Below are 10976 nucleotides of genomic sequence, written 5' to 3'. Positions count from 1 at the left end.
GGGTGGGGGTGCGGGGCGGAGGCGGTCACGCGGTCGAGCCTAGGTGCGGGTGCGGGCGCGGGGCGAGCGTGGTTCCTGCGGGGTCGGGCGCTCGCTCTCCCCTTGCGGTCGGACCGCGACGCCCGCACGCTGGGGCTATGACCGGATGGAGTGTGCTGGAGATCGTCGGAGCCGTGGTGGTCGCCCTCGCGCTGATCGGACTCGCCGTCGCCGTCGGAGCGGGCGAGGAGATCGCGTTCGTCGCTGTGCTCGTCGCGTTCGCCGCGGGGGTTTCCGGACTCGGTCTGCACATCGCCGGCCGAGAGGCTCGCTACCGCCGCGACAACCGCTGAAGGGTCAGCGTCCGAGGTGCAGCACGCCGGTGGTGATCAGGCCGCTGCGCGTCGTCCATGCCCAGCTCCTCCACCAGCGCGCGGTCATTCCCGTCGACGTAGCCGCCGAAGTAGGGCGGGTCGTCGCTCGAGACCGTCGCGACCAGGCCCTCGCGGAGCATCGCGGGCAGCGGATGATCCGCCATCGTGTTCACCGCACGCAGGGCCGCGTTCGACACAGCGACGCGAGGAGCGGTGATCACGTCGCCGGAGCGGTGGAGCCGACCGCCCTCCGGGGACGGCGCAGCAGCCGCAGTCCGGTCGCCAGCTGCCACGCGGTGACGGTGTAGACGGAAGCACGCTCCACCACACCGTCGGACAGCAGATCCACGCCGGGCACGCGCGTGTCGACCCTGACGCGGCGACGGCCTCGGCTGCGAGGTAGTCGGAGTCCGACTAGCGCCGGAGCGACCACCACCGGCGGCGGCGCTCGGGTTCGGCCTCAGCGCGCGCGAGGGCCGCCGCGGTGCGGGCGGCGCGGCGCTCGGACCAGGCGGTGACCTCCGCGTCGACGTCCCGGAGCGGCGTGACGACGGGCGGTCCGCCGAGCAGCTGCCGCCGCGCCTCGATCACCCGCGTGTTGAAGTCGGCGAGCTCGGCGCGCACCTCGTCCTCGCGGTGCAGGCGGTCGAGCCGCTCGTGGAGCGTGCGGTCCTCGGAGCGGAGGAGGAAGGCGGCCGGGCCGATCCCGGTCAGGTTCTCGCGCTCGATCTTGCGGCGGATCCACCAGTCCGGGTCGTGAGCCGCGCCCAGGTCCGGCAGCGGCTTGCCCGAGCCCGGCAGATCGTCGAAATCGCCCCGGCGGATCGCGAGCTGGATCGCCGTCTCGACGAACACCGCCCGTTCGCTCGGGTCCTCCGGCAAGACGGGCTGCTCCGGCTCCTCCCCGACCGCGCCGCTGACCCGGTACCGGGCGGCCCGTTCCTTCGCATCCGACATCCCTCCACGCTAGAACGCGCTCCTCGGCACGGGCAAGCGCCCGCGGCGACAGGGGACGGCTGCGGCTGCCCACCACGACAAGGGCGGGCAGCCGCAGTCACAGCGACGCCGCGCGGCGCTACAGCAGCGCTGGAGGAATCGCGGTGATCAGCATCACTTGCAGGGCGGCGACTTCTTGTACCAGACCTGGTGGGCACCGTTGATCAGCCGGATCGCGACCAGATCCGCTCCTGTCTCGACGCCGGAGGCCGTCCCCGGCTGCGCCGAGCCGTTGTCGCCGTGAATGCTCCCGTCCGAGTTCTGGAACACGAGTCCCGCTGATCCGGGACTCGAGACGATCCGGATCGCGTCCGCCGAGTCCTTGACGGGCTTTTCGGAGGTCTTTCCGGTGCCGGCGTTGTAGACGTAGAGGCCGTCGGACTTCTTGTACCAGACCTGGTCCTGGCCGTCGACGGTGCGGATGGAGACCAGGTCGGCGCCGGTGTCGACTCCCTTTTCGGTGCCCGTCTGAACTGCGCCGTTGTCGCCGTGGATGCTCCCGTCGGAGTTCTGGAACACGAGCGCCGCAGACCCAGAGCGGGAGATGATCTTGATCGCGTCGGCCGAATTCGCCACGGGCTTCTCGGAGGTCTTTCCGGTGCCGGCGTTGTAGACGTAGAGGCCGTCGGACTTCTTGTACCAGACCTGGTCCTGGCCGTCGACGGTGCGGATGGAGACCAGGTCGGCGCCGGTGTCGACTCCCTTTTCGGTGCCCGTCTGAACTGCGCCGTTGTCGCCGTGGATGCTCCCGTCGGAGTTCTGGAACACGAGCGCCGCAGACCCAGAGCGGGAGATGATCTTGATCGCGTCGGCCGAATTCGCCACGGGCTTCTCGGAGGTCTTTCCGGTGCCGGCGTTGTAGACGTAGAGGCCGTCGGACTTCTTGTACCAGACCTGGTCCTGGCCGTCGACGGTGCGGATGGAGACCAGGTCGGCGCCGGTGTCGACTCCCTTTTCGGTGCCCGTCTGAACTGCGCCGTTGTCGCCGTGGATGCTCCCGTCGGAGTTCTGGAACACGAGCGACCCCCGCCCGGACGTCGAGATCACCTTGATCGCTTTCGCCGAGTCCTTGACCGGTCCGGAGACAGCGCCGCTGCCCGCGTCGTACTTGTACAGCCCGTCGGACTTCTTGAACCACACCTCGGCATTGCTGTTCGTCCGAATCGAGACGCGGTCGGCCTTCGTGTCCACGCCGGAATCGGTGCCCTTCTGGGCAGTGCCGTCGTCGCCGTAGATCGTGCCATTCGAGTTCTGGAACACGAGGTCTGCCGAGGTGCTGACGGCGACGACCTTGATCGCGTCCGCCGAGTTCTTCACCGGCCCGGAGGTCTGGCCCGAGCCCGCGTCGTAGACGTAGAGGCCGCTGTCGGCGGAGGGGTCGGCCGAGACCGGAGCCGAGGCCGAGAGCGAATCCGACGTCGCCGCGAAGGTGCTTTTCCCGCCTCGGGCCGGGACCGAGATATCCGGAAGCGTGATGAGCCCGTCGGAGCCGGTCGTCCCGGTGTAGGAGGTCTTTCCGTCTGTGAAGGTGTAGCCGTCGGCGAGCTTCACCGTCACGGAGCGGCCCGAGTCCGCGGTCGTTCCATCGGTCGTGCGCTTGACCTGCACCCCGGTGATCGTGCCGCAGGCGGTCCCGCTGTACGAGGACCGGGTGAAGGCGAGCGTCGGCGATCCGGAGGCGGCGGCGGCGGGCGTGGCGGTGGTGACGGCGACCGCGGGGACAGCCCAGGCGGCTCCCTTCACCAGGGTCCGACGCCCGACTCCGTTCTCAGTGGGGATGCTCCAGCCCTCGCTCAGGGTGATGGTGCGGGTGGTGGTCGGCTTCTTCATGCAGTACTCCGATGTGCTCGGTGATCAGGACGCTTCACATCGTGGGGATACTCCGGCGCCGCGAAGGAACTGGAAAGCCGATCGGAGAGGATCCGGGTCGTTCTCCGAGAGGATCCGGTAGCGAGGCGCCCTCTCGCGGGGGCGGCCGTCGCGGCCTGCGCATCATGAGGGGAGCACCCGGAACGGCTGCTCTGTCCTGATCCGCCGCACGGAGGTCCGAATGCCGTCCTGTCACGACGTCCGGCGGGAGAGCGGAATGTCCCTCGTCCGGGAGGAGGCCGCGGAGTGGCTGGCCGCGAAGAACTACTGCGTTGCGGTCACGTCGTCGAATCTGCGTGTCGTGGGTGACTGGGTCGTCATCGACGAATTCTCGCTGGGCCGCTTCTATCACAACGCCCCGTCGCTCATCCGGCATTCGAGCGGGAGCGGAGTAGCGCTGCTGATCGTGGTGGACGGGGGCGTGCATGTCACCCGGGGCGCGGAGAGCTGGGACCTGGACAAGGGCGACGCGCTGGCGATGCCGCGGGACTGCCGCGTGGAGCTGCGCAGCGTCGGACCCTACGGTGTTGTCGAGGTGGAGCTGGGGGAGCGGTTCACCGGCCGGTACGCGGTCGAGAACGGCACCGTCCCGACCCGCATCTCGGCCGAGACGGGGACCCTGCGCCTCCTCGTGAGCGCGAGCTCCCTCACCCTCACGATCGCCTCGAGCATCGACTGCTCCGAGTGGCAGCACCTCAGAGACGTGATCGAGGCGGCGGCAGGAGGGGCGCTGCGCTGCGCCGACTACGGCAGCGAGGTCGCCGGGCCCTACGCCGCACTCCTGCGCAGGGCTCGGGAGACGATCGGCCGCCGCGCTGCGGAGGCGGACTTCAGCGTGACGGCCCTCGCCACCGCGCTCGCCGTCTCGCCCGCGCTACTGCATCGCGCGTTCGCCGCGATCGGCAGCACTCCTCTCACCGAGATCCGGCGCGAACGAGTGGCCGCGGCTCGTCGGATGCTGGATCGTCGGCGCTCGCCGTCCCCCGTCGAGCTGGAGAGGGTCGCAGCTTTGTCGGGCTTCCGCTCGCTGCGGGCGCTGCGCACCGCCTCTCGCGCGATCGACCTGAACCGGAGCGACTAACGCCATCCCCTCCGCCGTCCGCGACCGCCGCGTGAGGGGGTGCGGGTCCTCCTGCATATGGCGCCACCGCGCGCACGACGTCCCGGATTCAGGCACGCTCGACATCGTGACGACGACTGAGCGTGATTCGATCATCACCCCCCTACAGCCCCGGGCGAGGCACACCTACGATGCGCTCGTGAACGCTACGCGTGAACTCGTGCGGGAGCATCGCGGTGCCTGGCCGGCGACGAGCGACGTCGCGGAGCGGGCAGGTGTCTCCATCGGGAGCCTCTACCGCTACTTCACCGACATCCGGCACCTGATGGCGACCGTGCACAGCGAGGACCAGGTGTTCCAGGCGCACCGCGAGCTGCTCCGAGCCGCCGGTGCCGCCGCGCGTCGACGGCCGAGACCCGGCGCGCGGCAGCAGGCGGAGGCGGCTCTCGAGGCCCTGATCATCGTGCTCAGCGAAGACCCGGATCCGGAGCTCGCCGCGGCCATCTGCGAATAGGTTCGGAGCTGCGACGGGTCCCGGGAGCATCGGGGTGGTTCAGCTGTGGCGGAGCAGCCGGGAAAAGTAACGGCAGCACGGCGGCCGGGCGCTGTGGCCCGACCGCCGCGCTGATGTCCGTGCGCTCCTCATCTCAGCAGGGATAGGCGCGCGCTCCCGTCAGCTGCAGGCGGGGGACTTCTTGTAGGCGATCGTCGTCCGGTTGCTCAGGAGAGAGGCGGAGACGAGGCCGTCTCCTGTGTCCACATCGGTGTCGGTTCCCGTCAGCGCTTCGCCACTGCCGTTACGGATCGTGCCGTTCGGCGTCTGGAAGTAGAACTGGTTGCTGTCGGCGTCGGCGATGATCGACTTCGCGTCGGACGAAAAGGCAATCGGCCCGGACGTGGCCTTCTTCTCGTAGTCGTAGGAGTAGATCCCGTCGGATTTCTTGTAGTGGATGGTCGAGCGGTTGTTGACGTGGGAGGCCGCGATGAGTGTGGTGTCGGTACTCACTCCGTTCTCTGTGCCCGGGATGATTTTACCGCTCCCGTCGTAGATCTTTCCGTTGGAGGTCTGGAAGTAGAACTGATGAGAGTTCGCGTTGGAGATCAACCGCGTCGCTGTGGCTGAGTCGGTGATCGGTCCCGATGTCTCTCCCTTTGAGTAGTCGTAGGAGTAGATTCCGTCCGACTTCTTGTAGTGGAGGGTGGAAGTGTTGTTCACCCGCGAGGCGGACACGAGCCCGGCGTCCGTGCTGACTCCCGATTCGGTGCCCTCAATAGGGGTGCCACTCGCGTCATAGAGGCTGCCGTCGGAGTTCTGGAAGTAGAGCTGAGAGCCTGCGGCGTCTGAGATAACTCTCACTGCTTTCGCCGAGTTCTTGATCGGCCCGGACGTGCTCTTGCCGCTGTAATCTCGCAGGTAGACCCCGTCGGATTTCTTGTAAGCAACTGTAGTCTTGTTGCCCCAGCGAGAGGCGGAGAAGAGCGCCGGGTCGGTGCTGACCCCAGATTCCGTTCCTTCGAGGATCTTTCCACCGGAGTCGCGGATCGTCCCATCTGAATTCTGGTAGTAGAATTGGGTATCCGCGCCGTCCGAAACCATAGTTTTCGCGGTAGCCGAGTCCGTCACGACGTCCGAACTCTTCTTGTTCGCGTAGTCGTAGAGGTAGATCCCGGTCTTGTCCGACGCGGTCGACGAGACCCGCGCGGAGGTTGTCAGCGAGTCCGAGGCCGCCTTGAACGCGCTGTCGCCGCCCGATGAGGGGACCGTGATGTCCGGGAGTGTGACGAGGCCGTCGGTTCCGGTCGTGCGCGAGACCGTGGTCGAGCCGTCGGCGAAGGTGTAGCCGTCGGCGAGCCGCACGGTCACGACCTTGCCGGGGTCGGCGGTGCTTCCGTCGGTCGTCCGCTTCACCTGCACCCCGGTGATCGTGCCGCAGGCCTTGCCGCTGTAGGAGGACTGCGTGAAGGCGAGGGTGGGCGAGCCCGAGGCTGCTGCGGCGGGGGTCGCCACCGACAGGGCCAGCACCGGGACGGTCCAGGCGCTGCCCTTCACCAGGGTTCTGCGGTGGACCCCGTCTTCGGCGGGAATGGTCCAGCCGTCGTCGATGCGGATCTCGCGGGGAGTGCGGGGGGTCGAGTCGTTCATAGGGCCTCCAGGGCTCGTCGAATGCGGACGGCCCTCATGGTTCGCGGTGGACACGCGTCGGCGGAACCGTGGAGGCGGTGATCGGGACGATTCCGCAGAGAAGTCGGGAAAAAGCGACAGCCGAGTGGCTTCTCGGCAGGGCGTGGCCGTTCCCTCGGGCGGCGGCTACCTCCGTCTCGCCGGCGATTCCCGCTGGCGGAAGAGAAGGCCGTAGACATGGAGAAGTGGGGGCTGTCGAACCGGGATGGTTCGGCGGCCCCCACTGATCTGTGGTGGTAGCGGTCAGCTGGTTCTACGGAGTGGTCCTTCGGCGATCCAAGCCGACCGATTGAGTGATCACGCTCCGGATCGAATCGTTCTCAGCAGGCCGGCTTCACATAGGTGACGTAGGAATCATTGTTCGCGGGATTGATGTCGGCGACCGCAGAGGTGACACCGGTGGCGATTGCCGTCGTCGTGCCGAGCTGGTGGAGCGTGCCATCGGGGGCAAGGGAAGTGAGGTTTCCGACGACGGTCGAATTCGCGGGCACGGTGTCCGAGGTGTCGACCTTCCCCGTGCTCAGATTCTTGCGGTAGAGGCTCGTCCCGACGATGTAGGTGACGTAGGTCTCATTGTTCGAACCGATTTGGGCGACTGCAGACGTGACTCCGGTCGCGATCGCGGTCGTCACTCCGAGCTGGTGGAGGGTGCCGTCGGGAGCGAGTGAGACGGTATTTCCGACCACGATCGAGTCCTTGGGGACGGTGTCCGGATCGCTGACGGCCCCCGTGCTCAGGGTCTTCCGGTAGAGGCTCGTTCCGACGATGTAGGTGACGTACGTCCCGTTGTTACCGCCGATCTCTGCCAGGGCAGAGGTGACGCCGGTGGCGATCGCAGTCTTCTCGCCAAGCTGGTGCAGGGTACCGTCCGGGGCGAGCGAGACGGTATTGCCGACGACGGTGGAGTCGGCGGGGATGGTGTCCGTCGTGTCGGAAGTCCCCGTGTTGAGGTTCTTCCGGTAAAGGGTGGTGCCGATGATGTACGTGACGTAGCGGTTTCCGTTGTTTCCCACCTGGCTGACGGCCGACGTGACCTTCTTTGCTACCGCAGTCGCGTTGTCGAACTCGTGGAGGGTGCCGTCGGGAGCAAGGGACGCGTAGTTACCCACGACAGTCGAGTCGCCGGGGACCGTGTCCGGTCCGTCGACCGAGCCGGTCGTGAGGTTCCGACGGTACAACGATGACGTCGAGGTGCTCGAGACGGGTGCCGACGCGGAAAGCGTGTCGGACGACGCGCCGAAGCTGCTGTCGCCGCCCTTCGCGGGGACCTTGATGTCCGGAAGAGTGATCAGGCCGTTCGCGTTTGTCGTCCCGGAGTAGCTCGTCGTGCCGTCTGCGAACGTGTACCCGTCGCTGAGGGTCACGGTCACGACCTTGCCCGGGTCCGCGGTGGTCCCGTCAGTCGTGCGCTTCACCTGCACGCTCGTGATGGTGGCGCAGCCGGTGCCGGTGTACTTCGCCTGCGTGAAGGCGAGTGTCGGCGAGTCGGATGCTGCGGCGGCCGGTGTGGCCACGGACATGGCGACGACGGGGACGGTCCACGCTGCGCCCTTGACGATGGTGCGGCGGTGGACGCCGTCCTCGGCGGGGATGGTCCAGTCGGAGGAGGCGATGATGAGGTCGCGGGTCTTCTTGGTCATGCGGTTGGTGCGCTTTCTCTCTGCGGATCGGACAGAGAAGAGTGTCTCCACGGGGTAGAAGCCGCCCACGGGATCGGGCTGTCCCCTTCGCGTCGACGTCCCTCGTGCTTCGCGTCGATGTCCACCCCGGCCCGAAGAGCAGGCGACAAGCAGGGCGGATCGGAATCCGACCGCGTAGGCCTGGCGGTGGCGCTCGACACGGGTCCGGTCGAGGCGCCGGTTCGTGTTGGCGTCGTCTGTACATCGTGTTTGCGTACGTTTCGCGCGGCGCTAGCCCCGATAGGGCGGAATCGAGGAGGCGCTCGGGTGATCGGGCGCTCTGTTGTCCGAATGCACACCCGAAAAGAAAGTTCGAGCATCTCATGCCGAAGAAAACCCGCGACGTCATCGTCGCTTCATCCGACTGGACCGTTACCTCCGCCGATGGCGTCCACCGCCGCACAATCGTGAAGGGCGCCGCTTGGACCGTTCCGGTTGTGGCGATGTCCGTCGGTACGCCGGCTGCTGCGGCGTCGAATTCGCCGACGCTGGCATTTACCCAGAACTCGTACAGCGGCAACGCGTGCGAAACGATCACGGGCGTCCAGGTGAAGCGCACGACCGACGGCACGACGGCCGACGCGGGAAAGGTCGTGACCGTCACCCTGAAGGACGGCTTCACCTTCGCCGACGGAACGACCACCTATTCCGCCACCACCGACAGCTCCGGCCTCATCACCCTTCCGAACATCAAGGTGCCCACCGGAGAGAAGTCGACCACTTTCACCGCCACCTCGGACTCGCTTTCCGGCTCGGCACCTGCGACCTCGACGGCGTACGCCGTGCGCCGGTACTATCACGCTCCTGGAGCGTCGACGGGTTCAAGCAGCATCATCCGCGCTGGTTATAAGGGTGCTACGGCCTACGGTGATCAGATTTTCCTCACGTCGGACGGTCAGCTCCTCAACGGAGCCCCGTCGGGCTCTCCCGAGGTGATCGGAACGAACGTCACCTCTGTCTCGCAGGTCGAGTACGACTCGGCCGACAACATGTTCTTCAACTACGTGACGAAGAGCGGCGAGGTCCGCATCTACAAGAGGGACTCGGGCAACACAACCGGAGCAAGCAGCCTCACGAAGTCGGATGAGAAGAATGCCACCGCCTATGGTGACGGCATTTATCTCACGTCCGCTGGGGCTCTTTACTTCGGCTCGCAGGCTATCGGCACCGATGTCGCGTCCGTTTCTCAGGTCAATTACGCCTCAGATAATTCGATCTACATCGACTACGTCACGAAGAGCGGGGAGGTCCGTCAGTTCTACAAGAAGGGCGACCAGACCACCGGCTCGAGCAGCTCTGTCACGACGGGCAAGACGGGCGCCACTGCCCTCGGCGACAACTTCTACCTCACTTCCTCCGGAGATCTCGTCTCCGCCACCACGACTATCGCAACCGATGTCACGTCCGCTTCTCAGCTGGCGTACGACAGCGCGAACGGAATCTACATGGATTACGTCACGAGCACGGGCGATGTCTACCTTTACTACAGGAAGTCCGGCGACTCGACCGGCACGTCGACGAAGAAGGCGTCAGGCTTCAAGGATGCCACCGCGCTGGGAGAGTCGATGTTCTTGACCAACGACGGCAAGCTCTACAATGCAGGAGAGCTCATCGCCACTGGAGTCACGTCTGCATCGCAGATCGCTTACGATTCGAAGGATGGTCTCTACATGAACTACGTGACCTCGAATAACCAGAGCTGCTGATCGTCGAAGCCGCAAGGAGAGTGGCGTCCGATCGAATCGGGCGCCACTCCCTCGTTGATCGCCTCGGGCGGCCCATTGGAGGTGCCGGAGCGCTCGCGACGTGGGCTTCGACCTGTCTGGTGACACCAGCGGCGTCTCTAGGCATGAGGTGACAGTGTGCCCCGTGAGAGGTGATTCTCCTCCGGGTAGTCCGAGTGCGATGTGAATCGATCGGCGAAGCCCGAGCCGTCCCCGGGGCGAGCGGAGGGCAGGGCAGGGATCCATCGGTCTGCTTGGGCGGCGCAGAAAAGAAGGCTGATCCCCTTCAGGAGGGACCAGCCTTCTTGTACCGTTCTTCGATCACGAAGTTGTGGCCGCGTGATCGAATGCTTTGCTGCTTACGCGCAGGTCGGCTTCTTCGTCACGTAGGTGAGGCGGTAGCCGCCACCTTCGATGAAGGTGAATCCGGCGGACGTCACGTTCTTCTGGTAGACCTTGTCCGACTGGTAGAGGTCGCCGTTCGAGGCGAGGAACGTGCCGTCGCCGATCGCGGTCGAACCGCCGGGGACGTTCTTGGACGACTCCTTCGCGAGGTTGGTACCCTGGCGGAACGCGCCCTTCTCGGTCGTCCAGTTGATGCGGTAGACGCTATCGTCGGTGTAGTTGAAGACAGCGGACTTCACGCCGGTGTCCAAGACCTTGTTGTCGCTGTACAGGTCACCGTTCTCGGCAAGGAAGACTCCATCGCCGAGAGCTTTCGAACCGGTGGGCACGTTGGTGTACTCCTGCTCTGCCAGGTTAGTGCCTTGGCGGAACGCGCCTTTGTCGGTCACATAGAGGCTTATGCAAAATCCCCTCGCAAACCCAGCGAACGAGCCTCTGACCAGGGCTTTTGTGAAGCCCTACCCGAATTTTGCATAAGCCTCATAGTTCAGCCGATAGACGTTGTCTTCTGCGAGCGTTATTCATAAGGTCTGATTCGGGCGTGTCGTTCCGAGGCATCGGCTTCCCATTCGGGAGAATAGAAGTTCCAAAGCTCGCTATTTTCGGAACGGGAAGCCGATGCGGTACGACTCTACTACAGGCCTGGATGCGGAGCAATTGACGGAGCTGATCTGTCGGATATGGCAGATTGTCGCGGGGAGGGGTGAG

The 10976-nt window shown here is 65.8% G+C and carries 11 protein-coding genes; 4 read left to right on the top strand and 7 right to left on the bottom strand.

The window, feature by feature from the left end; genetic code table 11:
* The first annotated feature begins 137 nt into the window (after nt 1-137).
* Nucleotides 138-332: a hypothetical protein gene (locus C5D07_RS14515; RefSeq protein ID WP_068255060.1), complete on the top strand. Its 195-nt coding sequence runs from the start codon at nt 138-140 to the stop codon at nt 330-332.
* Here C5D07_RS14515 and C5D07_RS16280 read toward each other — a convergent pair.
* The 4 genes from C5D07_RS16280 to C5D07_RS14500 all read right to left on the bottom strand — a co-directional run bounded on the left by C5D07_RS16280 (nt 311) and on the right by C5D07_RS14500 (nt 3179).
* Nucleotides 311-574, bottom strand: a complete 264-nt coding sequence (locus tag C5D07_RS16280; RefSeq protein WP_373408368.1) for a hypothetical protein — start codon at nt 572-574, stop codon at nt 311-313. The two genes, C5D07_RS14515 and C5D07_RS16280, sit on opposite strands and share 22 nt — an antisense overlap.
* Nucleotides 571-711, bottom strand: coding sequence for a hypothetical protein (locus C5D07_RS15855; RefSeq protein ID WP_170063558.1), 141 nt, complete (start codon nt 709-711; stop codon nt 571-573). The genes C5D07_RS16280 and C5D07_RS15855 overlap by 4 nt, the downstream gene beginning before the upstream one ends.
* Nucleotides 712-767: 56 nt before the next feature.
* Nucleotides 768-1310 (bottom strand): DnaJ family domain-containing protein, encoded by a 543-nt coding sequence (locus C5D07_RS14505; protein WP_104259635.1) that lies wholly within the window; start codon nt 1308-1310, stop codon nt 768-770.
* A 153-nt stretch (nt 1311-1463) separates the two neighbouring features.
* A complete protein-coding gene (locus C5D07_RS14500; RefSeq protein ID WP_104259634.1) occupies nt 1464-3179 on the bottom strand; it encodes a ligand-binding sensor domain-containing protein in 1716 nt (571 codons plus the stop codon).
* Between the two features lie 256 nt (nt 3180-3435).
* Here C5D07_RS14500 and C5D07_RS14495 point away from each other — a divergent pair, with 256 nt between their 5' ends.
* Complete coding sequence (locus tag C5D07_RS14495) at nt 3436-4299, top strand: hypothetical protein (protein WP_104259633.1); 864 nt, start codon at nt 3436-3438, stop codon at nt 4297-4299.
* A gap of 178 nt (nt 4300-4477) precedes the next feature.
* Entirely contained in the window at nt 4478-4792 is a 315-nt protein-coding gene (locus C5D07_RS15850; RefSeq protein ID WP_167542378.1) for a TetR family transcriptional regulator, read from the top strand.
* Nucleotides 4793-4951: 159 nt separating this feature from the next.
* Here the strand turns inward: C5D07_RS15850 and C5D07_RS14485 are convergent, their stop codons facing one another.
* Both C5D07_RS14485 and C5D07_RS14480 read right to left on the bottom strand, forming a co-directional pair.
* Nucleotides 4952-6421, bottom strand: coding sequence for a hypothetical protein (locus C5D07_RS14485; RefSeq protein WP_104259631.1), 1470 nt, complete (start codon nt 6419-6421; stop codon nt 4952-4954).
* 359 nt (nt 6422-6780) lie between these two features.
* The gene (locus tag C5D07_RS14480; RefSeq protein WP_104261924.1) at nt 6781-8100 is read right to left on the bottom strand and encodes an autotransporter outer membrane beta-barrel domain-containing protein; all 1320 of its coding nucleotides are present in this window, start codon (nt 8098-8100) and stop codon (nt 6781-6783) included.
* 362 nt (nt 8101-8462) lie between these two features.
* On the opposite strand from C5D07_RS14480, the gene C5D07_RS14475 reads away from it, so the two are divergent.
* Nucleotides 8463-9845: a hypothetical protein gene (locus C5D07_RS14475; RefSeq protein ID WP_104259630.1), complete on the top strand. Its 1383-nt coding sequence runs from the start codon at nt 8463-8465 to the stop codon at nt 9843-9845.
* A 377-nt stretch (nt 9846-10222) separates the two neighbouring features.
* On the opposite strand, the gene C5D07_RS14470 is transcribed toward C5D07_RS14475, so the two are convergent.
* The gene (locus C5D07_RS14470) at nt 10223-10657 is read right to left on the bottom strand and encodes a hypothetical protein (RefSeq protein ID WP_146076810.1); all 435 of its coding nucleotides are present in this window, start codon (nt 10655-10657) and stop codon (nt 10223-10225) included.
* Between the last annotated feature and the right edge of the window lie 319 nt (nt 10658-10976).

This window comes from Rathayibacter tritici, assembly GCF_002932875.1.
GTDB lineage: Bacteria > Actinomycetota > Actinomycetes > Actinomycetales > Microbacteriaceae > Rathayibacter > Rathayibacter tritici.
This window is presented reverse-complemented; position numbering and strand designations above follow the sequence as displayed.

Coding starts and splice junctions, on each gene's coding strand:
- C5D07_RS14515 (WP_068255060.1), top strand. CDS start 138: ATGACCGGATGGAGTGTGCTGGAGATCGTCGGAGCCGTGGTGGTCGCC.
- C5D07_RS14505 (WP_104259635.1), bottom strand. CDS start 1,310: ATGTCGGATGCGAAGGAACGGGCCGCCCGGTACCGGGTCAGCGGCGCG.
- C5D07_RS14500 (WP_104259634.1), bottom strand. CDS start 3,179: ATGAAGAAGCCGACCACCACCCGCACCATCACCCTGAGCGAGGGCTGG.
- C5D07_RS14495 (WP_104259633.1), top strand. CDS start 3,436: ATGTCCCTCGTCCGGGAGGAGGCCGCGGAGTGGCTGGCCGCGAAGAAC.
- C5D07_RS14485 (WP_104259631.1), bottom strand. CDS start 6,421: ATGAACGACTCGACCCCCCGCACTCCCCGCGAGATCCGCATCGACGAC.
- C5D07_RS14480 (WP_104261924.1), bottom strand. CDS start 8,100: ATGACCAAGAAGACCCGCGACCTCATCATCGCCTCCTCCGACTGGACC.
- C5D07_RS14475 (WP_104259630.1), top strand. CDS start 8,463: ATGCCGAAGAAAACCCGCGACGTCATCGTCGCTTCATCCGACTGGACC.